Source organism: Desulfobacter hydrogenophilus, assembly GCF_004319545.1.
Lineage (GTDB): Bacteria > Desulfobacterota > Desulfobacteria > Desulfobacterales > Desulfobacteraceae > Desulfobacter > Desulfobacter hydrogenophilus.
The window spans coordinates 1,113,316-1,137,277 of sequence record NZ_CP036313.1 but is presented as its reverse complement, the minus strand read 5'-3'; the positions used below and the strand labels follow the sequence as shown (position 1 = coordinate 1,137,277).

Here is a 23,962-nt window from a genome sequence, read left to right as displayed (position 1 = left end):
ACCCGGTGATGAGAGTTTTGCAGCGCCTAAGCCTCATGAATCTGGATTCTGGATAAGCCTTGTTTTAAAGGGCCTTTACTTTTATTTCAGCCTGTTAGGTCGGCCCGACTCCGATCGCCTGTTATTCGTACTTGGGTTGCATTCGATAATGCTCACAGTCTTCCACTGCGCTTTAATCTGGAATTAACCTTCCCGTGATATACTTTTGAGAGCATCGGGCGAATCAACGGAAGACCTATCAGCCATGCCAGGGGTCTCAACATCGGCACTTTATTCATAAGCAGGATGTATGCATCGATCTCTGAAAGGATCTGTTGATCCGTATTTTTAACGTGAAGCTCCATTAAGGCTTTTTGAGGGTCAATGCCGAATTCATGCATTCGCTCCTTTTGCCCTGTAATATCAAACCAAAACACATTTTTTCCTGCGCTACCAGCAAGTTTTTCATAGCGATCCCTGTCTTTAACACATGCTGGGCATGCACCATCATAATAGACGGTGATCATGTCTTTGTTCTCGTCCATTTTAAAACCTTTCGAGAATATTGCTAAGCATTATAGTCAGTTGAAGAGTTTTTACGATTGAAGAAATATCTTTGTCCATTTTGTTTTTTGAATATAACTAAAAGCGTTTTATCATATAGTCCCGCCCACAGAAAAGGCACGACAATTAGATCCACCAAAATCTTTTGGTAATGCTGAACCGGTTGTTTCAACGAGCGGGATTATTGATAAAACGTTGTTGAACAGAGCCGGTGGTCAGGGCCGGTAACGAGTGTTTTCACTATGGGGTTTATATCGATTGCTGGCAGACTGTGCAAGGATAATTTGGTGTGATTTTGATGGTAAATGCTCAACGATTCGGTTTTGAACTGCTGCATATATTCTGCTCTACGGATATAGGCGGTACTTGTTTGTATTGTGCCGGGTTTTCGACGCACCTCATGGGTATGGCCTGAAGCCATTGCCTTTGCCACAAGTTGTTTTAGATCAAAGATTAGGGTCAAGAAGTATCCCAGGCAGCCACCTTTTTATTTGGGACAATATAGCCAATATATACCGGCAGCAACTCGTAAAGTCTTGTCAGGCGGCCTTTGCCACATTTGGGGCATGCTTTAATGTCAATGCCGGTCAGTCTGTGCATCATTTCTTCTACTGACTCATTTTCAGGATGTGCTGGCTCTTTGAACTTATCACCCGTCAATTTTCGGATCAGTTTTATGTTCACTGCTTTGTACCGGGGGGATAGAAAACCAAAGTGCCTGATTTTTTTAAACCCTCTGGGTAGCACATGAAGCAGGAACCGTCTGATGAACTCCACAGCATCAAGAGTCATCTCTTTTATGGCATCATTTTGAGCCCGGTCCTTCCAGGTGAACACAACTTTGCCGTCTTCAAAGGATTTGATACGGTAATTTGAAATGGCGACTCTATGGGTATACCTTCCTAAATATTCCAGGACTTTTTCAGGGCCGGAACAAGGGGCCTTGGCGTAACCGGACCATTTCTTTTTCCGGATAATTTTGATCAGGCGGTTGAAACCAGAACGGGTGCCGTACTTGGCCGTATTACCCGGGAACTTGAGATCCCCGTCCTGGTATAGTTGCTTGAGTCCTTTGATGTAGATGCCCTTGAACGCCTTTACTATGGAGGCTGTCTTGAATAGAAAATTCGTTTTGGATGGGGTCCATTGGGTTTTGTCTTCTGACAGCACACCGCCGGGAACAAGGCAGTGCAGATGAAAATGGTCCAGGATGGTCTGGTTCCATGTATGCAATACGGCAATAAAGCCAGCCTGCCCCTGGAGTCTCCATTGGGGATCGGTAGCAAATTGTTTAATGGTCTGATTTACCGAGGAGAACAGCAGGTCCAGCAACGGCTTCATATTACAGAGGATGATAGGATTCAGGTTGTGGGGCAGTGTGAACACCAAATGATAATAGGTGGCAGGCAATAGTTCTGACACCCGTTTATCTAACCATTTTTCCTTGGTCATGGTCTGGCATTTGGGGCAGTGCCGGTTCCTGCAGGAGTTGTAGGAGTTCTTTTGGAAATCGCAGTCAGGGCAAGCGTCTATATGGCCTCCTAAAGCAGCTGTTCGGCAGGTAATGATTTTATTCATGACCTTTATCTGTTCGTGTGAAGCTCCGAAAGTTTCCAAAAAGCGTTGCCCAGCGTGTCTGAAGATATCGGCAATGTCATGTTCGGGTCTGCTGCTTTTATTGCAGCATTCTCCGATCATTAAAGCACCACGTCAGCCGGGCTGACAACTTGGGATATGGCCTCATTGCTGATGTGAAGATACTTTGCCGTGGTTCTGATGGATTTATGACCGAGCATCTGCTGAAGTACATGTGTCCGGGTTCCCTGTTCGAGAAGGTGAGTCGCAAAGCAGTGACGAAGGGTATGTATGCCTTTGCCACGTTTTACACCGGCTTCTAACTTGGCCGTGTAATAAATTTTCTGAGCTGTCTCAACTGGCATCGGTTTTGATCTGGTTTTGCCGAAAAAGATCCATTCGTTCGGTTTAAAAAGCCGCCAGTAGTCTTCCAGAGTCTTTAGTAAGGTATCTGACAAGACTGTATACCGGTCTTTTCTGCCTTTACCTTGCTCTATCCGTATCATTTTGCGGGATCTTTCAATGTGTATCGGTTGGAGCTTTACAACTTCACTGACCCGCAATCCTGCGCTGTATGTGGCCAGAAGAAGGGCATAATGCTTGGGGTTGGTGCAGGCATTCAGTATTTGCGCCACTTCTTCCCGGCTCAGTGCCATGAAGATTTTCCTTTCCTGAGGCCGGGGCGGTATGGAAATCTTGGGCTCCCGTTTTAATACATGCCTGTAAAATCTCTTTATCCCTGAGAACTGTACATTGCAGCTACTCCAGGCCAGTTGTCGGTCTGCAATAATATAGTCGAGATAATCTTGGATCTGGGAATCGGTCAGTTGATCCGGTGCTTGCTTGTAGTGCGCGGCAAGCAATTTTACCGCATTCATATACGCCGCATTTGTTTTTGGCGAAAGCCGGTGAAGAGTCATGTGTCGATCAAATTGTTGGCGAAGTTGTGTCATCTTTTCCTCCTGAATTATGGGTGGATACTCAGGAGAATGATGGAATAAGACAGGGTAAATATAAAGGGATATTGTATAGTCGCGGCTGACTGGCCCATCAATGGGTAAGATGCCAGGTTGGCGTTTCTTTCCGCGGAGCGGTTTTGTTCAACAATATAATGTATGGTTTTGTATATCCCTTATACCTTTTATCTAACAGGATAACATACGGAAATTGAAAAGATCCAGTATAGAGGTGAAAATTGTCAAAGATACCATTTGAATTGCTGACAATTTTAGAGGGGAATTTTAGGAATCAACAACCCCACAATATGTCTATAATTGTGACCCCATAGCCTTTACTCAAAGAGCGTTCGATACTTTTGTTAAAGCTCAGTTCTTAGTATCTTCCATCGGCTTATCTGGACCAGTTTTTGTCAGGCATTAAACCCATTCTCGCATATATTCAGCCCCAAAGTTTTCCAGATGTCCTGCCATGAAGATACCGATGACAGTTCGTCCCGGATGTACAGAAGCAAACAAGTCCAGCACAATACGGTTCAAATTAACGGCCCAAAAATCTAAATACAACCGCAGCGGCAAGTGACACACATGCGCTCATCAAAAAGAGAAGGGCGCCATATGCCTCATACAAATAGCCGTTCAGCAGAAAACCGGCCATCATGCCGAGGCCGTAAGAGACGGCATTGTTGGCAGCCTGCCCCAGGGTACGTGTCTCCTCGGTTGAAAGCAAATCCATATACAGGATGGAGGCCACATGAAATGTCCCGTAGGTAAATGCATGAAGCACCTGAGCTATCATGATTTCAGTCACTGTGACCGCACGCCATAAAAGGCACCACCGGACCGCAGCAACCAAACAAGAAAAGAAGATCACATTTTTAAGGGAGATATATTTTAAAATCCTGCCGGAGTTGATCATAAGAACGATCTCAGCGATGGAGGCCACAGCCCAGGTCGACCCGATAAAAAAGGGGCTATAGCCCAACTCTTCCAGATAGATGGAATAAAATCCATAATAGGTCCCGTGGCTGAAGAGCATCAGAAACGAACAGGTGAGAAAGGTCAGGGTCCGGGTATTGAGGAGTTCTCTGACCCCGGCATGTAATTGTTTCTTACTTGCTTTCGCCTTGGGCATGGGAATTGAGAAGAGCGCCTGAAGCGTGTAACCGGCCAGAATGAGAGGAACAATAATATTGATGCTGAAAAGATCAAAAATCTTACCCAGACTAAACACAACAAGGATAAAACTCACCGATCCCCAGGCACGAATTCGGCCATACCTGTTCTTGTCACCGCCTCCACTACCCAGTTCATCCATTGCAAAGGTTTCTATAAATGCAATGAGGGGTGCAAAGAAAATAGTGTGAAAAATGGTCACAATCACCATGCCCAGAAAATTATTGATATACAGAAAAAAGATCCAGATTGCGGCACTGAGGAAATTGCATAGAACGTAAATCGGTTTTCTCCATGCATACCGGTCGGCAACAATACTCCACCCTATTGAGAAGACAATGGTAATGGCGGTTCTCAGGGCAGACAGGGAACCGATTTCAAAACTGGTGAAACCCAGATGATGGCAATAGAGGTTAAAATAAGGCAGAAAAATCCCCAGCACGCCGAAATAGATAAAATACTGGATTTTCAGTATCAGGTGTAACGATTTGTTATGGATCATGTCTTCCTAAAAGTCCTGGGGAATGAGAAAATTTTTCAGGCTGTTTAAATACATATCAAACCCCTTGTCAGTCCAGAAGCATTGAAAAGACTGTGGGCGAGCCTGAGGATTTGCCGTATCCCCGGTAATCGACCACCAGGAAGTTGATGCCCATACGGTTGAAAATGGGGCCAAGATCATCATAGTCGGATACGATCTCGCCATTGCCGTGAAAGAAAAGAATGTTGGGAAATAACGGATCTCCCAGGTGAAAGGCCGCCTCGACTTCAATATCCTGATCAAGCGGAATAAAATGCTCCTTGTCGGAAACTGCCTTTTTTGAATCATCACGCCTTGGGTGAAACAAAAATTGAAGCACCTGGGGCTGATCCAGGGCCGCGTATGGATTGGTATTACTTTTTTTCATTGGATTCTCCTTGTCTGTCTCTTTTGCAGGGTTTAGTCTTAACATTCTTTAAACCTGACTTTTGCTTAACTTAACCGAAAAAATGGCCTAAGACAATTATTTGGGCTACGTCGGTCGTTGCAGGGGCTTGTTTGGCGAATGAAGGTTATGTTAAGTATTGGCGTTGATCGATCAATTATCCAGAAAGGCGCCGATATGTTGGGGGTTGAATTGGGCGAACTGATTACGGATACGATCATGGGAATGCGTGAGGTAGCCGTTGAAATAGGGTTGAAAGGAGACGCCTAATATGGAGTGCAAGCAAGATAAAAATAAGGTATAAAACCAGGAAAAGAGATCTGCTATTGACCCTTGATGGAGATTTTAACAGCTAAAATGAATCGGATTTAAATTTTTAAAACTGATGAAATAGGAACTTTCACATTGCGTATCAGATCATGCACCGCTGTGTTATTTACATGCCTTATGATAACTGCTGTCAGCCTGGCAGAAACCAACATTGAAAACAAAGAGGCCATGGTCCTCGCCTATCCAAAACAGGTGGGCATGGGGCAGCCTTTTCTTGTTCGGCTGACATCAGTCCAGGTCTTTGACAGGATTCTTGTTCGTTGGATGGATCGGGAGTTTGTACCGTCAGTTTCCCAGTGGAACGGACGGCATGTGGCGATTGCCATGTTGGGTACAGATGTCCTTACCATTAAGCCGGGTCGCCAGGAACTTTTGATCCGGGCTTGGGCAGGAGGAAAAGAGAGCGTTTGGCAACGGTCAGTGCTTATTGTTGGCCGAACATATCCTCGTCAGGCGCTGAGTCTGCCGTCAAAAATGGTGACGCCGCCCACTGTTGAACTTGAGCGAATAAAGGCGGAAAGGACTCGGACCCAGAAGGCCAAAAATACCTGGTCAGATCAGCGGTTGTGGCGACTGCCCTTTCACCGGCCGGTGGAGGGAAAATACACCAGTGTTTATGGTCTGCGACGCGTGTTGAATGGCAAACCCAAAAATCCCCACCGGGGAGTGGATTTCAGGGCACCCAGGGGAACCGCTGTAGAAGCGGTGGCAGACGGCAGGGTCCTTTTGGCTGAATCCCACTATTATGCCGGCAACTCCATGTATATAGACCATGGTAACGGTGTTGTTTCCCTTTACTTTCACCTGAGTAGATTCGACGTGTCCCAGGGGGATATTGTAAAAAAGGGAGAGATTATCGGTCGATCTGGTTCTACGGGACGGGCCACGGGGCCTCATCTGCACCTGTCCATATCTGTACAGGGCCAGTTGGTAGATCCGGTACCGTTGTTTGAGGAGGCAAGTGATCAATTGCTACGGTGAGAGGCGTTTGGAATGTGCGATTTTGACTTGCCTTGAATGGTTTATTTGATGTGGCCATTTCAAATGGCATAGCCGTGATTATTGTACTATTCTTGAGAATGCTTTGAAAGCATGCGATGCTTTTGATGTCATGGAGGCTCTGCCGACAATAAAAGTACCCCTTCTTGGCATTGTCGGCGAAAAAAACATCATGACGGAGATTTTGGGTTGGCTCACGTAACTACCTATTAAACTTTGAAAAGGTTCCCATTTATAGGTATTTTTCTGCCTTAGCCTTTCATTTTCAGTACCGAAAGCAACCGTGTAAGGGATCTGGTCCCCTCGAAGTTCAAAACTGCCTTTACTTTTATGTGTTTTGCGGTGAATTTTTTTTATACCGATTTTTTGGGGAGAAGCAAGAATTGGTTTGACACGGAATTATTTAGAATATTAGTATGCACTAATATTAGATAAAATATGTATTCAAGAGTAGTCTTTTATCTTTGTTGCCGTGCCATCTGACATGATCATATTCAACTGATTGATCGGCAATCTTGAAAAGGGAAAGAGCAACTATAACATGGAGGGGTTATAAAAATGGATATCCACGCCTGGATCGCCGTCGCTACGTTGGTTACGGCCATGGTTCTTTTTATCAGCAAGCTTATCCCTCTTGAGGCCACTGCTCTTTCGATCCCGGTTGTGCTTGCGGTCACCGGGACTGTCAATCCTTCTGAGGCAGCCCTCCGCGGGTTCGGTAACAGCGCGGTGATTTCTCTGGGAGCTATATTCGTGCTCTCGGCCGGGCTTAAGGAAAGCGGTGTCGCTACGCTGATGGGGAGAATGCTTGAACGGTTCGGTGGCAAAAAAGAGTGGCGTCTGATTTTGCTGATCATGGTCACTACCTGCGTTCTTTCAGCAATCATGTCAAACGCGGCCACCGTTGCGGTTTTCCTCCCAGCTGTTTTGGTGCTCTCGCGCAGGGCAAACATTTCCCCTTCTCGATTAATGATGCCTTTGGGGTATGCGGCGATTCTCGGCGGCACGCTCACCTTGATCTCGACGACTTCCAACCTCATCCTTGGAAGTGAGCTTGAACGACTTAGCGGCGGAGGCAGGTCCCTTGGAATGTTTGAGTTCGCTGTTTTAGGCATTCCCATCTCTGTCGTCGGCATTGCATATATGGTTTTGATCGGGACTAGACTAATCGGTGAGAATGGTTTAGACAACACCCCCAAGGCTGGAAGTTTTCAAGAGCGGTTGAAAAAACGGTACAATCCCGAAAAAAAACTTTTCAAGTTGACCATTCCATCGGGGTCTGAGTTGGCCGATACCACAATTGAAAAGGCGAGCATTGGAAAGCGATTCCAAATCGAGGTTGTCCAAATCCTCCGCAAAAAGGGTTTTAGAAAACAATTCATAGACATCCAGCCAGATCTCAAGATTAATGCCGGCGATGTTCTCTTTGTCGATGGAAGGAACAAAGACGCTCAAAAACTTGCCAAAGTGCACTCAATTCCCATTGAGACTGCAACTGAGGTCGAGTTGGAGAGTCTGAGAGGGCGGGGGATCAATATGGCCGAGGTCTTAATTTCACCTCACTCTGCCTTCCTCGACAGAACCCTGATCGACATTCGTTTTCGAAGCGTGTTCGGACTATCAGTCCTCGCCATTTTAAGAAGCGGTAAAATTATCGAAAAAGATGTTGGTGCGACCCCGTTGAAACTTGGCGATGCCCTGCTCGTATACGGCCCCGTCCGATACATCCGAAAGCTTGAGGAAAGTGATGATCTGGTGTTTCTGGATCGGCAGCAATCTGAAGAGGATGTCCGACACGCACCTATCGCGCTTCTGCTTCTGGCCGTGGCCCTTTTACCGCCGATTCTCGGATTGTTTCCTCTTGCGGTCAGTGCACTGGCCAGTGCGCTTTTAATGGTGGCGACTGGTTGTGTCTCGCTTCGAGGAGCTCAAAAAGCAATTGATTTTCGGATTCTATTTCTGATTATAGGTACAATTCCTCTCGGTGACGCACTATTTCAGACCGGCGTGGCGGGTAAAATGGCCGCAAATTTGTTCCCGGCGGAGATGAGTTTGGGGCCGCTCTATGTTTTGGGGGTGCTGTTTGTCGTTTCTGCTCTGTTTAGCACGACATCTAACAATGCTGCAGCTGCTGTTATCCTTGCACCGGTTGCTTATGCAGCAGCAGAATCTAGCGGTATCGATGTCAGTAAAACATTTCTCGCTGTTGCCTATGGCGCCAGTTGCGCCTTTGTTCTCCCGTTTGCTCATCAATGTAATTTGATGACCATGGGGCCCGGAGGATACAAAACAAAGGATTTCATCAAGGTTGGAGTTGGTCTGTCTTTGGTCATGGCGACGACGGCGGTTGTTCTTCTCGCTATGTAATTCGGGGTAATTCGGGGACACGATATAAAAATATTGACAGTATCAGTATAATTTGTAATAAGTTTCGGTATGGCAAGATTATCAAGAGTCGTGGTCCCGGGTTATCCACACCATATTACGCAAAGGGGTAACCGCAGGCAGCAGACATTCTTTTCAGATGAAGATTATCAATCCTACATTGATCTAATGGCTGAATGGTGCAGACATTTCAATGTAGAAATTTGGAGTTACTGCCTGATGCCCAATCATACCCACCTGATTGCAGTTCCCGCAACGTCGGACGGACTTGCCTCCGCCATAGGCGAAGCCCATAGAAGATATGCAAGGATGGTAAATTTCAGGGAAGGCTGGCGGGGGTACTTTTGGCAGGGACGGTTTGCTTCTTTTATTATGGATGAGCGCCACCTGCTTGCCGCTGCCAGGTATATCGAACAAAACCCTGTTCGAGCAGGATTGGTTAAAAAAGCGGAAGAATATCAGTGGAGTTCCTGCAGGGCACATCTAAACCTTGTTAAGGACCCTCTTGTTAAAACAAAACCCTTATTCGCGTATGTAGATAAGTGGGATGATTTTATAACTCTTAAGGTTGAACCGAATGAAAGGGATGCACTACAAAAGCATGAGAGAACCGGACGTCCCCTTGGTGAAAATGCTTTGATCAGCCAGCTTGAAGCCAAAACCGGCCGGGTACTAACAAAAAAGAAAACCGGCCCAAAAGGGCCAAGAAAACAACGGTGATTGTGTGCTAGGCCCAAGTTCAAAATAAAACCTTTCATATGGTTTGCCTTTTCATCCGTCTTTTTTGGAATGTTTTATTCCGATCATGGGCCTTATGTCCCCCGACTTGGCCAATATTAACTGTTTAGTTCACCGATAAGCTCCAACGATGATGGAATGATTTTTTCTTCGATGTTCCCATGATATAATGTGCACCACTCGTGAGTAACTATTACTCTCTTAATTAAGGAAGACTTTAGATGCAACAACTTACACCTGCAGGACAAAATATTGTCAACGATTTATCACAACGCTATAACCTGAGTCAGGAAGCGGTTATTTGCATGCTTTCTGCCGTTAATAACGGCGGAGGAAGCATGGCTCAATTTAATTGCCCGGAGCTGGGCGGTTCTGGACAGTGGATGCAGGGCGGCATGACTATGGTCGGCGATATGTTCAACTACGGTTTAAAAAATACCGTAAATAACCTCTGCACCGAGTTGTCAAATGCACTGGCCAATACGCAAATGTTTCCAGTGGTGCCCGCAGGCTCAAAAAACAGCAACCAGTGGTGGCCGGTCGAATTGGGACGTCCATTTAGCAGTGGCGCTCAAAACGATATTCGTTATGCTGTATTCCCTAACAGGCTTGCGATACAACTGAATGGACAAGTTACTGTGTATGACACACTCGATAACAATATTAGCGGTGTAAGCCAGCAGCAGGGTGGTAATACTTCACTCACCTTTAGCAGTCAATACGGGACTATCGCTGTTAATACTTTGCCGATTATATCCGGGCCGGGTATTCCTGCGCAAAAGCAAACAAATTTTGCCCAACCTGCCCCTGTGTCGAATCAATTCGATCAACCTGATAATGACAGCGCGGGAAATGTAAACAATAATGCAGTGAATAATGCAGTAAAGAATACAGACACGCCTGCATCAATTTCTAATAGCGTAAACAACTCCTTCATAGATCAGTCTTCAACGGATGGTATTATCGCGTTAATTGAAAAAATTGCCAAACTACACGAAGCTGGTGCATTGACTGATGAAGAATTCAATACGAAAAAGACCGAACTGCTTAGTCGTATTTAATCAGAGAAAATTCAGGAGGGTATAATGAAAGGGAACATCAAATAATCGCCCATCTCCTTTGTTGCAGTCAAAAATTTATCTTCGGGATATCAAAGTTATACCTGCGGTAAATTTCCTTCTGTGCCTTGGAGATGAACGAAATATAAGGTTATTCAAGGTTCCCTTGTTTTTATTTAGCATTCGCTTACCCAAACCCCTACATCAAGCTTTGACGCAGCTGAGCCAGCGTAAGAGCCTGATATAGGAGGGACAGATTCCGCCAATCGCGATACCGCTACGGGGATATGATCCGTTCCGGCAATATCTCCTGTTGTCGGGTCAAATCCTTTCCAGCCTCCGCCGGGGAGATAAACCTCAGCCCATGCATGGGTAGATCCGACCTGACTCGACATAAGCGGTGCATGTAAATATCCGCTGACAAAACGCGACGCGAGCCCCAGGCACTTTACTGCATCCATAAAGAGTAATGCAAAATCACGACAAGACCCAGAACCGAGCGACAGTGTTTCCGCGGCAGGTTGAACTCCGGGCTCTTCTCTCACCTTGTAAACCATTGTTCTGCATATGGCTTTAGTAAGCCGTTGTAATAACGTATAGGTTTGAACCTGTTCATCAGACTTCCATACTTTAAATATCCAATTATTTAAAATCTCTCTGGTCTTTTGATCTGGTAATACCCTGTAAGGCGATAATAAAAACTGGTCTTCTTCATTATAACTCTAATTTCGCTTGTTCAAAATAAAATTTCAATAATTAGAAAATAAGAGATAATCAATGAAAATATCTAAAAAATTGGAATAATAGCATATTAATCACCTCTAATCTGGCATAAATTACTATAATCGCTCAAAATAAAACTAGATTTTTCTTTGTCAATATACTATATGATTCCAATGAGTTATTGGAATCAATATTATGGCGGATAACGTCAATAATAATGTCGAGACAAAGCCGATTGGTTTTGCCCCGATTTTGCAGCATTATTTTCACAAATGTTGCATCGCTGATATTATTGACCAGAACGTCCCTCTTGATGCAAGACGTAAAATGCTCACTCATGGGCAGGCAAGTATAGCAATGATCACCGCCATTCTTTTTCAGGTTATGTCTCTTTACAAGGTTTGCAAGTTTGCCAGGGAATCAAATGTCCTGGATGTTATTTTCCCTGACATAAGTCCGGATGAATATTTTGACGATAGGCTGGGTGATACCTTAGACGCTATTCACAAATTCGGCATTGGTAATCTGGAACTGCTGATTACCCGACATATAATTGAAGCCTTTGAGATTCAGACAGAAATCTGTCATAACGATACGACCTGTGCGCAAGTTTACGGCGAGAATAATAAAAATAGATCCGAACAGAGCATCAAGATCTCATACGGATACAGCAAACAATACCGCAAAGACCTGAAACAATTGGTATGGTCCATGACAGCCAGTTCTGACAGTAGCTTTCCCTTATTCCAACAAACATATAGTGGCAACACCGCCGATGTGGAAACCTATGTGGAACAGTGGCACCATTTGATTGACCTGCTGGGAAAGAAAAATTTTTTATTTGCCGGCGATTCCAAGGTGGCTACACACGGGAATATGGCGCACATAAATGATCACGGAGGATATTTTTTAAGTCCTCTGCCCATGTACGCCTCCTATCAAGAAGCTCTTTTCAAAGCACTGGATAAGCACGATCACGAGACCCTGATTCCTTACAAAGATCAAATGAATCGGGGGTTTGAGGTGCCTCTGACTTTTGAGCACGAGAACAAAAGTTATACCTTCAGAATGATCATCCTTTTCGATCAGGGCTTGTTTTACCGCCGTAAAAAATCTCTTCTGGAACGAATCACTAAAACCCAAGTCGCATTTGATGAACTCGCCCAAAAAATAAATGCATATAAATTAAAGACGAAGGACAGCATTGAGCAGGCTTGTCAGGCCATACTAAAAAAACATAAGACACAGGCGTTTTTTGATTTTGTTGTCCACAACGATCCAGTGGTCACGTATAAAAATGCACGGCCCGGTCGACCAGCCAAAAATGCAGAAAAAATTGCGGTCTATCAAGATCACTTCTCTATAGAACTCAATTATAATGAGTCCGCCTGTACCAAGGCGCAATATCAAATCGGCTATTATCCACTCGTCACCAACAAGCCGGCTTCTGATTTTTCAATAGAAGATGCGATGCTGGCTCATAAAAATCAGTACAAGGTGGAGCATCTTTATAAACGGTCAAAGTCAGGTTACAATCTCGAACCGATTTATCTGCAAACGCCTGATAGAATAGAAGCTTATCTTTTCCTTTTCAAAATAGCACTTCAAATTTTGGTCCTTATGGAAAGAACGGCCAGAATAAAAATTGCCGAACGGGATAAAGGTTTGGATAATTTCATGCCCAATAAAAGGGATGTGCGTAACCCTAAAACAGAAAACATGTTGGCAATGTTTGAATTTGTCGTATGTGGCGTAATACTGCTTCATGATGGAAGCCGGCAATATTTTGTCTCCAAGCTGACCGAGACACAAAAAGATATTTTATCGATTCTGGATGTGCCGGAAGAATGCTACACTCACCAGTATTTGTTTGATACTTCATAACCTGGTCAAAATTGGCCAAAGTGAAAAATCGGATAATTGCATCCAAAACTACTGAAACCCAAATTCAAACAAGCGAAACTTAAGTTATAAGAAAAAGGATAGTTAATAGCATAATCGGCCACTATAAAATCCAATGGAAATTCATTATATTGCCGAATGATGACTTCACTTTCAACTGTGAGGTGTTGCGTTGGACTTGTAAAATTAGCAATAGCAACTGAATTTCCTTCAACATCCCGATGCCAATATATTTTTGCATCGGGAGTAACTTTAAGTACAAAAGACTCGATACGGAGGTCATGATCTTCCCGCGGACGCAAAAGTAAATGATGCGGTCCAAGCGTTACAGTATCCGTATAATTGTAATAGGTACGATGAATGATTTTATAACGTTTCATAATTGCCCTTCGATGTTATTTTTTTGTGTCATCCCCGAATATCTTGCCGTGCATCTCGAGGGTCAACACTTCAATACGCTGGCTCAACTGTTTCGTGAGTTCGGTGAGTTGGGTGTTTTGCTTCATCAGTTCCATCAGTTGCTCCGTGTTTTGTTGAGCAATTTCCAGGCGCTTATCACTCGCGATGGCAAGGGCTTCCCGATGCTGCGCATCGGCATCGGCGTTCGCTTTATCCCTGTCCGCCTGTCGGGTCTGTGCCAACAGAATCAGCGGCGCTGCATAAGCCGCCTGGAGACTGAAGGCTAGGTTGAGTAGAATGAAGGGGTAGACGTCGAACCTGGTGAAACCAAATGCGTTCATGCTGATCCAGATTGCAACGATCACCGTCTGTGCCACTAGAAAAACAGGCGTTCCAAAAAAGCGGGCAAAGGCTTCGGCCTTGAGTGAGAACCAATTATCTCCATAAATCGAGGCAAGATGACGGTGTGGCATATGGAAACGGAAATAGTTCTGATTTGATTTGCCTGGTGATGGGGAGATAGAATTAGAATTTTTTGAGTGTAATGTCATTCTTTAATTTCCTTTTGATCATTTGTTTTGGCTGCGGATTTTTTCACCGTCTCGGAAACGATTTCCATGATGGCCTTGCGGGCTGTCATGAAAATGAAACCCATATGGAAAAACATTTTCTCTTGTCCCAATAATATAACGTATCCCGGTTAACCTGTGCAGGTATTTCGGGACACCCGTTCGGAAGGATCCTGATTATAGTATTCCTGCAAAACACGATAAAGATCCGGTGTGTTCTCCCGCATTCGTTGAGGCTGGTCAAAAAATTGCTCGGTGGCAACTGCAAAAAATTCTGCTTCATTTGTTGCACCGTAGGCATCAAGAAAAGATTTCCTGCCCTTGCCCGCATCCTTTTTAAGGCGCAGATATTCACGCGAACAGATCAGAACCCAGTCATGGTATTCAGTCCGGTCTTGCAGTGGTGGTGTTCCGTCGGCCATGCCATCCAGCATATCAAGCTTGTGGGCAAATTCATGGTAAATCACGTTGTGACCGGATTCGGGATGGCGGCCGCCACTCAGGGCAGCATCCCAGATGATAATTACCGGCCCATTCTGGAATGCCTGGCCGATGATGGGATGGGCGATTTCGGCGGGTGCAATTGTATTATCAAAGAAACTCGGCCTGCGTTGAGGGGGGACAACCGTAGAAGGATAAACGATGATGGATTCGACATTCCTATAATAATTGTGGGCCAGTCCAAGAAGAAGCAGACAAGCCTGTGCCGCAATCGTTACGCGGATCTCATCTGTAAGTTCCAGTCCGCCTGCGCCAACCCAATTTTTCTCGGCGACAAAGACCTTTACCAAGTCACGAAGGTGATCCTGCTGGGCATTCTCCAGCATACAGAAATGGGCCACATTACTGCGGACAATAGTTTCCCATGAGGCGGGAAAAGGTGTCTGGATCAGTTTTTTTCTGCGTCGATCAGCAAACCAGTCAAACATAAGCGTAACCTTTTTTAGTCTAACGTAGAAACCATCTTTATCTAGACCATCTTTTTTTATTGTCTGATTGTTTTTTTTATATGAAAGTTCCAATAGGTTACTGAATTACTTTCATGCTTTGGTGTGGGTTGAGCCTCGGTATTGATAGACCAGGTCAGCCCATGGCTGTTAGGACCGCAGATTAAATAACTTGAACGAAATAGCTTGCCTTTTGGTCCATCTACTTCGTTGCATCAAAGGTCCAATAGGCCTGCTATTTAACCTTTAATGCGCCTTGTAGATGAACCAAAATTCGGCGTTATTTCTGCCCAACTTATTTAATCTGCGGTCCTTATTTGGTAAAAATACCTTTCCAACTGCCCGCTATCATTCCGGTAACACTCAATAGAACAGCGGGTGCAGCCAGGGCAGGGGTGGCAAGGTAACGCGGTTGCCAGACCGGATCAAATTTTTCCTTGTATGCATGCAGTCCTTCAAAATTATAGAAATTATCGCCATATTTAAAGACCGCATTCCCCACCTTGTGCCACAGCGGTGCCAGTGGGTGCTTCTCAAGTCCGTACAAGGGGGACATGCCAAGATTGAACCAGTGATACCCCTGGCTTTTCCCCCACAGCATGAGCTGAATGAACAGGTATTCCATGATACCCCCCGGGGCCTCTGGTGTATACCGCATCAGATCAATGGAGATCTCTTCTTTGCTGTCGGTTTCCCACAAATTGGCAAAGGCAAGAATGGTTTCTCCCTGCATGACCACTGCACATCGGCTCCGGCAAAGGTAGGTTTCTGAAAAGAATCCAAGGGAGAAGCCTTTCTCATCTGCCTTCCGGGTTTTCAGCCAGGCGTCTGAAACCTGATGCAGTCCCTGGATATCTGCTTTTACCTGATCACGTTCCAGAATACGAAATTCCAGGTTCAGTTTGGAGAATTTGTTATTTGTGTTGCGCAGCCCTGAGCGTTTTCCGCCTTTAAGATCAAAATCCGTCAGTGAAACCCGGGCCTCCTCTCCCAGCTTGATCAGCACCAGTCCAAGATCAAGATACAGGGGCAGGTTCCCTTTGGAGATCTGGTAAAAGGCAATCCTGGCACCGTTTTTATCTGCTGTCTCCCGGAACTGCCACACCAGTGAATCGTGGGATTCCGGTTTCCCCACAGGGTCTCCCATGGCAATCCAGAACTTTGGCGTTGTGCCGTACATCAAAAAGGATTCCCGGTTCTGACCCCACAAAATGGTCTTATCCCCGATCAGGGCAAGGTGGCTCTGGGTATCCCGGGCATTGTGAACAATGGGTTCCAGCTCATCAATTTCCTCCTGGGTCGGCAGGTGAGCCTTTTGGGGCCGTACCCGCATCAGGCGGTAAACACAAAACGACAGCACCATAACGGCAAGGATAAGTGAAGATCTTAAAAATCTGGGTGCATCGCCATTATAGGCAAACCGCCACCAAAGGTCATTGGTATATTCAACATGCTTGTAGGAAAACAATCCGATCCATGTGGTGCCCATAATAACAACACCCACAAACCCGAGCCATGACCAGGAAAAGGGCATGGTGAACAATGAGGATTTTCGATAGAAAAATCGCCGGGACGGCAGAAATAGAATCAAAAATATTCCCAGCACCAGGGCCTCCTGCCAGTCAAAACCTTTGAGCAGGGAGGAGACGGCGCCTGTGACCAGCAGCACAAGGATGCCAAAATAGGCCGCATCAATGCGCAGCCGCACTGCCCGGGCCATGAACAACAGCAGAAGGCCAACAATGCTGCCGATCAGATGGGAGGCCTCCATCACCGATAGTGGCAATGTCTTATACAGCCATTTCAATGCACCGCGATCAGTTGGGGTTGACCCGGAAACCAGTAACAATCCGCCAGCCAGAACCAGCAGGATCGAAAAAATATGGGGAATCCCCCGGGAAAGATACCCGAGGGTTGCCTGGGCATTTTCTTTGACCAAGGTACGATGCTGCAAAAGTTCATAGGTGAGCAACCCTGCTCCGGAGAGTACAAGAGGAACAAAATAATAGACAAGCCGAAACACGAGCAGAGCCGCAAAAACAGATGATGCAGGGATGTCATTCCCCAGAAGATAGAGAAACGCCCCTTCAAATACGCCGAGGCCCCCGGGGACCTGACTGAACAGTCCCAGAATCTGGGCGGCAATATAAACAGCAAGAAAAGAGTGAAACGAAATGTCCGCATGAACGTGAAGAAATAGATATAAAACAAATGAACTTAAAACAATATCCATCATGGCAATGAGTGTCTGGGCCAGTGTAAGACCGGGTCCCGGCAGAAAAAGTTCCATGCCCCTGATGATGAATGGTTTTTTACGAAACAAGATGATGCACCAGTAGACTGCCAGGGCTGCCAGGAAGAACCAGGCAAGCCATTGGACCGTGTGGGCCAGGGGCAGTGACGCCGCCATCAGCCCAGGGGAGGTCACCGTGGTGATGCCAAAAAGCGTTGCAGCGCCCAGCACATACATCAGGCTGATAAAAAGGGAGAGCTTGATGATGTCCATGCCGGAAAGGTTCCAGAGACTGTAGAAACGATATCGCATGGACGACCCGCTGATCAGAGCTTGGCCGGTATTGTTGCTGATGGAAAAACTGATCAGAGATGCCATGATTACGTTCCTGGGCCGCACGGTCCTGCCCAGGTAACGCAGGGCCATAAAATCATACCCTGTCAAACACAGGTAATTGATTCCCGTCAGCAGGACGCCCAGCAGAATGACGGACATGGGAACCTGCGCAAGATCGGCTGCAATTTCTTCAATGCTGTGCACCTTGAGTTCATGGTGGACGATAAGGATTGCCACAATGAACAGCACAAAGCCGATATAGGGTTTTATCCGGTGAAGAATTTTTTCAATCATGCAATACCATCCTTTGCTGATTCGACATCAAATCTGCGGTCCTAAGGACCGCAGATGAAATAACTTCAACGAAATAGCTTGCCTTTTGGCCCATCTACTTCGTTGCATCAAAGCCCAAATAGGCCTGCTATTCAATCTTTAATGCGGCCTTGTAGATGAACCAAAATTCGGCGTTATTTCTGCCCAACTTATTTAATCTGCGGTCCTAAGTTCGTTAGACAATAATTAATTCATTGGGCCGGCCCATGAATTCCAAAAAAATTGGCAATCGCTTCATTTAGCTGAACCGAATGGGTTACAGGTGTAGAATGGCCGCCTGGGATGACCTCCAGGACGCCGTGCGGCAAAAGTTCGGCCATCTGCTTTGCATGTCCGATTGAGATGATGTCATGTTCGCCGATAATCACCAGGGTTGGGAGGACAATCCCTTTTAACTCAACCGGCGTTATCATTGGACGGGTAAGCCACATTCTCTTAATACGTTTTTCCAGAATAGCCAGGCGTCTTCCGGCACCGGTCCACCAGCTTTTGAACCAGTATTCCAATCCGCTGGATTGTGTGTGCGTTTCGCCCAGCGCGTCGGGAATAAGGCCCAAAGGATTAAAATTCGCGCTAATAACAACCATTTTCTTAACCCGTTGCGGCCAGTAATGTCCCATTTGCAATGCTGTATTTCCGCCATCGCTCCAGCCAATGATATCGGCCTGCTGGATGTTGAGTTTGTCCAGAACATGGATCGCATCTGATGCGAGCAATCGATAGTTCAATTCTTGAGAGCCAAGTCCGGAATCTCCGTGACCTCGAGTGTCCGGCAGCACCACCTGCCGCCCTGCTGCTACCAGCCAGGGAATCTGGGAAAACCAGATTAGACGGTTGCTCAATCCTCCATGCAAGAGCAATACTGCCGGACCACTGCCGTAGCTGACATAATGGATGGTTGCATCCCCGGTATTGGTACTTCCCCGCAATACAGTGGCGGCAGGTGTAATGGTCCAGGCAAGATAGCGGACAAAAGCACCGGGCATGGGTTTCAACAAAACATATCCGTACCAGAATAACAACGCAAGCAATAGAATACAAAAACAGATAAGATATGTTTTCATTTATCCCTTTTTCTTTGAAAATAACCGATTTTACCGTAAACAAATACAATTTTAATACACCACAAATGTCAATTGTTTAAAATGAGACTTGGTAAACAGATAGAAATCTAACAGTTCAAGGGGAAGAATACAAAAACCTCAAAGCCGGAGCATCAAAGGCAATCATAATTGCCTCTTCAGAAAGGGCCGATCTGTATATGCTCTTTAAAATGATTTCATTATCTTTTCTGATCTATTCAATTTTAAACCTGGCCTTTAAAAGTAAAAATCGATCATAAAGGCCCCGTATGACAAATCTCCGTGGGTCTTTTCCCGGCCCGGCAGGGGAGCCGGTAATTTTTCTTCTTTTATAAGATCCGTTGACGCAGCAAAATAAAGATGGATGGAAAATCGTTCATAGTAATGGTAATTCACCCCCAGGATACCCGAAATTATGAAATTTTCCCGTTCAACATCCCTATCGTCACTGGTGAGAATACTCCCGTCATAGAGGACGGAATAGAGGAGGGCCGTTACGGAGCCCCCCAGCACTACTTCGAACCCGTGGGGGGATGCCCCGGCCGGTTTCGGCAGATAGGCAGCCTGGAAAACACCCACCCCCGGAGGGGCCGGTGTCGAGGCAAATCCCTGGGGCATATTCCATCCAAATCGAAAGCTTGCACCCATTTCCGTACTGGTGTAAAGGTTGCCCAAAGAGGCATTTGCATCCATGTCCAGCTGGCCAGCCCAGTTGTCTGTATACTGACCAAAGTAGGCCAGGCGGCGGGTGTACAGGTAACCTATATTAAGGATGGGCTCTGTTTTTCTCTGGGTATCCCATCCTTTGGGGTCATCGGCAATATCCAGGTCATTATGGACAAATTTTTGCAGATTTTCTGCCCCGGTTTCTTTCCCCAGAAGTCCAACGGTAAACTGGAAGGTTCGGGCGTTGTCACAGGTGAAATTCTGCCAATTGCTGCTCAGCGTCAGGGTGCCGGCATAGGGCAGGTCCCCGTCCTGGGGAACCGCCACCCGAAGATCTCCGGGAGTGATCATATTCTGTCCCAGGCCGTAGCCGTTCCGGACGAAACTCTCTTTTAGGTCAAGACCTGGAATGTGCTGGCCCACCCATTTGACAAGGCCGGGGGCATTAACATCACCCCATCCTTTATATAGGGGGGTATGGTATTGAATGCTCCATCCGTTGGTAAAATTGCTGTCCATATCCCAGACCGTGTCGTTATCAATTTCGAATCTGATGATGCCTTTGTTCCTATCCTCGTCGATATTAAAGTCTCCGGCAAAGGCTTGGTTTCCCAAAAGCAGTACCAGTATCCCTATCACCGTTTTTTTATATAATCCTGTCATCTGTGCTTTTTCATACTCCTTTACATTAAGAACGCAGATTTAATCTGCATTCTTAATTTTAATTGTCATAGGAACAGCAACATAGTTCCATTGCGGCAAATATTCATCAAACTGAATTCTCATATTTTTTTTAAAACCGTCCGCTACTTTACGACCAGTTTCAAAATTTTTATCAAGAATAGACGTAAAAATCTTCAACCCCGTAGATGTTTTTGTCTTTGCCATGAAATCATTAACAATTTCGATATTTTTAAAAATAACACCTTTACATAAGGGGGGTTGAAATCGACAGCACAAAATAGAGCTAATTAATTTAAATATAAGGTGGTTACATATTTAAAAAGCCTCTGTTTAAGTGTATATTTTCTAAGGCTTGAATCAAAAAAAACAACCACAAAAACAGAGGCGTTACGTATTCAAAAAAATACCAAACTAATGGTCACAAAGCAATTTAAAAAGAAATTTCCCCGCTGAACCAAGATGACAAAAAAATATACTAAAATCTTAATAAAGTACGGAATATTGCAGCGGTTTATGAGCCTCGGCCTGGTGGATGAAAAGTCCGTCCATCAACCAAGAAAGTTCCCGTTTTCCAATCATTATAATTTCCCTTTGCGACGTTGCCCATTTGAAAAAATGCTTCTCCAGCCTCTTATGCCATAAGCAGAAGCCGTTTTTGTCCCAATACAGCACCTTTATCATATTCTGCCTGCGATTGCAGAAGACGAACAGGTTACCGGAGAAAGGGTTCAACTCCATATGCTCACTGACCAGAATGAACAATCCGTTAATGGATTTGCGCATGTCCGTATACCCCAGAGACAGGTAAGCCTTGATATTGTCCGAAGGCAAAAATATTACAGCACCTTTAGAACTTGCAGGACTTTTGTCAGAGTGTCCTGGGAAAACTGATCCGGAATCTTCAGGCTGAACCTGGAGACCACCATGAGACGAAGGGTGGAAAATACATTGTATAGGATAAAAGGGACACTTTATTCCGAGAAGCTCACAGGGAGCTCGACAAATTTCATCTGCCCTGACACAGGGGGCAACCATGAACGATTAAAAGGGTCGAATCCCAATGCGGGGTTCATTCAAGTTTTGAATGAAAATCAAATCGATTCTATTTCAAGCCGCACAGAAGAAGCATTAAAGGAATCACCCCTTTATCTGATATCATTTTTATCGATCATGCATCATTTCTTCAAAAAGCCTGGAAAAATATAGGCCTGTACATAGAAGTGCTGTCAACTCATTGGGTTTCCGAAAAAGTTTAGCCCAATGGAACAGTTTGATACCTCCGGTGATGTTACATGTCAAATCGGATTATCTTTCAACCCGTGTGAAAACTGGATATTTATAAAGGATGATGTGATCAACGACAATTGGGGGAAACATTAAAAACCATTTATGCTGCCGGACGTGATTTAAACTTATATGTTTTTATCTGTGAGGAAACCGAACTATTACCGAAAGATTGCGAGATTATTGCAGGTTTACTTTTATCGTACCGAAAACCGGCAAAGGCTTTGGAATGGGTAGAAAAAGGGCTAAAAATTCAGAAAGATGGGCGGTTGTACCGAGGTTCAAGCTATCACCTGGATACCATGAAGCGTGATATCCTAACTAAACTTGGGTGATTTGAGGAAGCACAGGAGGATGCATGGCAAAATTTTTTAAAACACCCTGATGAATTTTCCCACAAAGAGCTGATAAGGTATATTCCGAAACAACAACGTATAGAATGGCATCCTCGTATTCTTGAAGTTATCAATACTGCACCATTAAGCTCAGCTATCACACTGCTGCTCTATCCAACTTTGAACAGGCAGAACAATGCTATGAAGAAGCAGATCTTGAACCAGTCTGGATGGAAACAGTTGAAAAAGTGATGAATAACCACGCCATAAAATATAGTTTTATGCCGGGTTTTAAGCAGATAGTTGCCGGTAAAGGTCCAAGTACACAACCCAATGTCATTTCAATACGTTTTGCATCTGAACGTTGCAAGGAATACCGGCAACACCTTCTCCTTGGGTTGACCCAGCGAGGTATGGCTGGGTTTTTCTCATTTTTTGCAAAAAACAATACCGCTGAGTATGATTTTCTTGACAAACAGACAATACCGAGTATTGTCATGCTTTACAGTATGATAATTAATGGAATGGATCAAAACGATGAACCACAATTTGTTGCCCATCTCAATGGCGGTAGTGATTTTTATTTAAGGACAAAAAAGGTAATACGTGTAAATTATGAACCAATTTAAAAATTACAAAGACAACCCAATGTATTTATACCTGGTAATGCTGGTCATGGCATCGGCATTTGGCTTCCAGGGATGGCAAACCTTATTTAATAATTTTGCCGTTGACACCATTGGGCTTAATTCCATTCAGGTCGGAGCCATCCAGTCGGTAAAGGAAATCCCAGGTTTCCTGACCTTCTTTGCCGTGTTTATCCTGTTGATCGTTGCCGAACACCGCTTTGCTGCATTGGCAGTTCTTTTGCTGGGCCTTGGCGACATGATGGCAGGATTGTTCCCCTCCTTTGGCGGGTTGCTGGTAACGACCCTGATTCTGTCCACGGGGTATCATTATTTTGAAACCTGTAATCAGTCCCTTACCCTGCAATATTTTGCCGGCGAAAGGGTTCCCATTGTTCTGGCAAGGCTGAAAAGCTATACAGCACTGTCAAATATTACCGTTGGAATATTTATATGGGTCATTTCCGACTATCTGTCCATACAGAAGATATTCTTTATTATCGGGTCGGTTGTCATCCTGATCGGTCTTTATTCTTATACAAGAAAACCGGTGGACAAAGCCCTTCCGGTGCAGCACAAGAAATTGATTTTGAGGAAAAAATACTGGCTCTTTTATGTGCTTAACCTGCTAAGCGGTGCGCGGCGGCAGATTTTTATGGTGTTCTCGGTTTTTCTTCTGGTACAAAAATACCATTTTTCAGTCGCCTACATTTCCACCCTGTTTGTGGTGAACAATATCATCACCTATTTTTTAAGCCCTGTCGTTGGAAGGGCCATTAATCGTTATGGTGAGCGCACCATGCTGACCGTTGAATATACGGGACTGTTCCTGGTGTTCCTGGGTTACGCACTGGTGGAAAACCAGTATTTTGCCACAGGGATGTACTTGGCAGACAACTTGTTTTTCAGTTTCATGATTGCCATCAATTCCTTTTTCAGGAAACAGGCCGATCCAAAAGATATTGCTCCGTCCATGTCGGTTGCTTTTACCATCAACCACCTGACCGCTGTTATCCTGCCGGTAGTGGGCGGTTTTCTGTGGACCATCAACTGGCGCATCCCGTTTTTTGTTTCAGCGGGATTGGCGCTTATTTCACTGCTGTTTGCCCAGATGGTAAAAACCCCCCGGGTTCACCAGCATAAATAAAGGGAAATAT

At 45.1% G+C, this 23,962-nt stretch carries 23 protein-coding genes; 9 read left to right on the top strand and 14 right to left on the bottom strand.

Annotated elements, in window-relative coordinates:
* Positions 1-152: 152 nt before the first annotated feature.
* From EYB58_RS04965 to EYB58_RS04945, 5 genes are all read right to left on the bottom strand, one after another.
* On the bottom strand, positions 153-524 hold the full coding sequence (locus EYB58_RS04965; RefSeq protein ID WP_111956495.1) for a thiol-disulfide oxidoreductase DCC family protein: 372 nt from the start codon (positions 522-524) through the stop codon (positions 153-155).
* A 478-nt stretch (positions 525-1,002) separates the two neighbouring features.
* A complete protein-coding gene (locus EYB58_RS04960) occupies positions 1,003-2,241 on the bottom strand; it encodes an IS91 family transposase (protein ID WP_131072012.1) in 1,239 nt (412 codons plus the stop codon).
* A complete protein-coding gene (locus EYB58_RS04955) occupies positions 2,241-3,071 on the bottom strand; it encodes a tyrosine-type recombinase/integrase (RefSeq protein ID WP_111960837.1) in 831 nt (276 codons plus the stop codon). The genes EYB58_RS04960 and EYB58_RS04955 overlap by 1 nt, the downstream gene beginning before the upstream one ends.
* A gap of 544 nt (positions 3,072-3,615) precedes the next feature.
* Positions 3,616-4,752, bottom strand: a complete 1,137-nt coding sequence (locus tag EYB58_RS04950; protein ID WP_111960693.1) for an MFS transporter — start codon at positions 4,750-4,752, stop codon at positions 3,616-3,618.
* A 67-nt stretch (positions 4,753-4,819) separates the two neighbouring features.
* On the bottom strand, positions 4,820-5,158 hold the full coding sequence (locus EYB58_RS04945; RefSeq protein ID WP_242637562.1) for a serine aminopeptidase domain-containing protein: 339 nt from the start codon (positions 5,156-5,158) through the stop codon (positions 4,820-4,822).
* 138 nt (positions 5,159-5,296) lie between these two features.
* Between EYB58_RS04945 and EYB58_RS04940 the strand changes: the two genes are divergently transcribed.
* The 5 genes from EYB58_RS04940 (at position 5,297) to EYB58_RS04920 (ending at position 10,689) form a co-directional block, all read left to right on the top strand.
* Complete coding sequence (locus tag EYB58_RS04940) at positions 5,297-5,446, top strand: hypothetical protein (protein ID WP_242637561.1); 150 nt, start codon at positions 5,297-5,299, stop codon at positions 5,444-5,446.
* Between the two features lie 135 nt (positions 5,447-5,581).
* A complete protein-coding gene (locus tag EYB58_RS04935; RefSeq protein WP_111960691.1) occupies positions 5,582-6,487 on the top strand; it encodes a M23 family metallopeptidase in 906 nt (301 codons plus the stop codon).
* Positions 6,488-7,063: 576 nt separating this feature from the next.
* Positions 7,064-8,872, top strand: a complete 1,809-nt coding sequence (locus EYB58_RS04930) for an SLC13 family permease (protein WP_111960689.1) — start codon at positions 7,064-7,066, stop codon at positions 8,870-8,872.
* Positions 8,873-8,941: 69 nt separating this feature from the next.
* A complete protein-coding gene (locus tag EYB58_RS04925) occupies positions 8,942-9,610 on the top strand; it encodes a transposase (protein WP_111960687.1) in 669 nt (222 codons plus the stop codon).
* Between the two features lie 239 nt (positions 9,611-9,849).
* Positions 9,850-10,689: an SHOCT domain-containing protein gene (locus EYB58_RS04920; protein WP_111960685.1), complete on the top strand. Its 840-nt coding sequence runs from the start codon at positions 9,850-9,852 to the stop codon at positions 10,687-10,689.
* A 173-nt stretch (positions 10,690-10,862) separates the two neighbouring features.
* On the opposite strand, the gene EYB58_RS04915 is transcribed toward EYB58_RS04920, so the two are convergent.
* A complete protein-coding gene (locus tag EYB58_RS04915; protein WP_278186435.1) occupies positions 10,863-11,324 on the bottom strand; it encodes a transglutaminase-like domain-containing protein in 462 nt (153 codons plus the stop codon).
* A 280-nt stretch (positions 11,325-11,604) separates the two neighbouring features.
* Here EYB58_RS04915 and EYB58_RS04910 point away from each other — a divergent pair, with 280 nt between their 5' ends.
* Positions 11,605-13,293: an IS1634 family transposase gene (locus EYB58_RS04910; protein ID WP_131072011.1), complete on the top strand. Its 1,689-nt coding sequence runs from the start codon at positions 11,605-11,607 to the stop codon at positions 13,291-13,293.
* Between the two features lie 5 nt (positions 13,294-13,298).
* On the opposite strand, the gene EYB58_RS04905 is transcribed toward EYB58_RS04910, so the two are convergent.
* From EYB58_RS04905 to tnpB, 8 genes are all read right to left on the bottom strand, one after another.
* Complete coding sequence (locus tag EYB58_RS04905) at positions 13,299-13,691, bottom strand: transglutaminase N-terminal domain-containing protein (protein ID WP_207309131.1); 393 nt, start codon at positions 13,689-13,691, stop codon at positions 13,299-13,301.
* Between the two features lie 15 nt (positions 13,692-13,706).
* Positions 13,707-14,261, bottom strand: a complete 555-nt coding sequence (locus EYB58_RS04900) for a DUF1003 domain-containing protein (RefSeq protein ID WP_111960188.1) — start codon at positions 14,259-14,261, stop codon at positions 13,707-13,709.
* 149 nt (positions 14,262-14,410) lie between these two features.
* A complete protein-coding gene (locus EYB58_RS04895; protein ID WP_111960190.1) occupies positions 14,411-15,208 on the bottom strand; it encodes a M90 family metallopeptidase in 798 nt (265 codons plus the stop codon).
* A gap of 331 nt (positions 15,209-15,539) precedes the next feature.
* Positions 15,540-18,089 (bottom strand): bifunctional lysylphosphatidylglycerol flippase/synthetase MprF, encoded by a 2,550-nt coding sequence (mprF, locus tag EYB58_RS04890; protein ID WP_111960192.1) that lies wholly within the window; start codon positions 18,087-18,089, stop codon positions 15,540-15,542.
* Between the two features lie 230 nt (positions 18,090-18,319).
* Positions 18,320-19,192 carry an alpha/beta fold hydrolase gene (locus tag EYB58_RS04885; protein ID WP_111960194.1) on the bottom strand — a complete coding sequence of 291 codons (873 nt, stop codon included), beginning with the start codon at positions 19,190-19,192 and terminating at the stop codon, positions 18,320-18,322.
* Positions 19,193-19,447: 255 nt separating this feature from the next.
* Positions 19,448-20,539 (bottom strand): lipid A deacylase LpxR family protein, encoded by a 1,092-nt coding sequence (locus EYB58_RS04880; protein WP_111960196.1) that lies wholly within the window; start codon positions 20,537-20,539, stop codon positions 19,448-19,450.
* Between the two features lie 39 nt (positions 20,540-20,578).
* Positions 20,579-20,836 carry an ISAzo13-like element transposase-related protein gene (locus EYB58_RS04875; protein ID WP_278186359.1) on the bottom strand — a complete coding sequence of 86 codons (258 nt, stop codon included), beginning with the start codon at positions 20,834-20,836 and terminating at the stop codon, positions 20,579-20,581.
* A 207-nt stretch (positions 20,837-21,043) separates the two neighbouring features.
* Positions 21,044-21,391: an IS66 family insertion sequence element accessory protein TnpB gene (tnpB, locus tag EYB58_RS23085; RefSeq protein ID WP_163354627.1), complete on the bottom strand. Its 348-nt coding sequence runs from the start codon at positions 21,389-21,391 to the stop codon at positions 21,044-21,046.
* Positions 21,392-21,924: 533 nt separating this feature from the next.
* Between tnpB and EYB58_RS04865 the strand changes: the two genes are divergently transcribed.
* The 3 genes from EYB58_RS04865 (at position 21,925) to EYB58_RS04855 (ending at position 23,952) form a co-directional block, all read left to right on the top strand.
* Positions 21,925-22,179 carry a hypothetical protein gene (locus tag EYB58_RS04865; RefSeq protein ID WP_111960200.1) on the top strand — a complete coding sequence of 85 codons (255 nt, stop codon included), beginning with the start codon at positions 21,925-21,927 and terminating at the stop codon, positions 22,177-22,179.
* Positions 22,180-22,409: 230 nt separating this feature from the next.
* Entirely contained in the window at positions 22,410-22,808 is a 399-nt protein-coding gene (locus tag EYB58_RS04860) for a hypothetical protein (RefSeq protein WP_111960202.1), read from the top strand.
* Entirely contained in the window at positions 22,795-23,952 is a 1,158-nt protein-coding gene (locus EYB58_RS04855) for an MFS transporter (RefSeq protein WP_111960204.1), read from the top strand. Before EYB58_RS04860 ends, EYB58_RS04855 begins: the two co-directional genes overlap by 14 nt.
* Positions 23,953-23,962: the final 10 nt, after the last annotated feature.

Excerpts from the sequence above, each read along its gene's own strand:
- EYB58_RS04930 (WP_111960689.1), top strand. The coding sequence starts at position 7,064 with ATGGATATCCACGCCTGGATCGCCGTCGCTACGTTGGTTACGGCCATG.
- EYB58_RS04895 (WP_111960190.1), bottom strand. The coding sequence starts at position 15,208 with ATGTTTGACTGGTTTGCTGATCGACGCAGAAAAAAACTGATCCAGACA.
- EYB58_RS04965 (WP_111956495.1), bottom strand. The coding sequence starts at position 524 with ATGGACGAGAACAAAGACATGATCACCGTCTATTATGATGGTGCATGC.
- EYB58_RS04910 (WP_131072011.1), top strand. The coding sequence starts at position 11,605 with ATGGCGGATAACGTCAATAATAATGTCGAGACAAAGCCGATTGGTTTT.
- EYB58_RS04885 (WP_111960194.1), bottom strand. The coding sequence starts at position 19,192 with ATGAAAACATATCTTATCTGTTTTTGTATTCTATTGCTTGCGTTGTTA.
- EYB58_RS04925 (WP_111960687.1), top strand. The coding sequence starts at position 8,942 with ATGGCAAGATTATCAAGAGTCGTGGTCCCGGGTTATCCACACCATATT.
- EYB58_RS04955 (WP_111960837.1), bottom strand. The coding sequence starts at position 3,071 with ATGACACAACTTCGCCAACAATTTGATCGACACATGACTCTTCACCGG.
- EYB58_RS04920 (WP_111960685.1), top strand. The coding sequence starts at position 9,850 with ATGCAACAACTTACACCTGCAGGACAAAATATTGTCAACGATTTATCA.
- EYB58_RS04855 (WP_111960204.1), top strand. The coding sequence starts at position 22,795 with ATGAACCAATTTAAAAATTACAAAGACAACCCAATGTATTTATACCTG.
- EYB58_RS04860 (WP_111960202.1), top strand. The coding sequence starts at position 22,410 with ATGGAAACAGTTGAAAAAGTGATGAATAACCACGCCATAAAATATAGT.
- EYB58_RS04950 (WP_111960693.1), bottom strand. The coding sequence starts at position 4,752 with ATGATCCATAACAAATCGTTACACCTGATACTGAAAATCCAGTATTTT.
- EYB58_RS04960 (WP_131072012.1), bottom strand. The coding sequence starts at position 2,241 with ATGATCGGAGAATGCTGCAATAAAAGCAGCAGACCCGAACATGACATT.
- EYB58_RS04880 (WP_111960196.1), bottom strand. The coding sequence starts at position 20,539 with ATGACAGGATTATATAAAAAAACGGTGATAGGGATACTGGTACTGCTT.
- mprF (WP_111960192.1), bottom strand. The coding sequence starts at position 18,089 with ATGATTGAAAAAATTCTTCACCGGATAAAACCCTATATCGGCTTTGTG.
- EYB58_RS04940 (WP_242637561.1), top strand. The coding sequence starts at position 5,297 with ATGAAGGTTATGTTAAGTATTGGCGTTGATCGATCAATTATCCAGAAA.
- EYB58_RS04905 (WP_207309131.1), bottom strand. The coding sequence starts at position 13,691 with ATGAAACGTTATAAAATCATTCATCGTACCTATTACAATTATACGGAT.
- EYB58_RS04900 (WP_111960188.1), bottom strand. The coding sequence starts at position 14,261 with ATGACATTACACTCAAAAAATTCTAATTCTATCTCCCCATCACCAGGC.
- EYB58_RS04945 (WP_242637562.1), bottom strand. The coding sequence starts at position 5,158 with ATGAAAAAAAGTAATACCAATCCATACGCGGCCCTGGATCAGCCCCAG.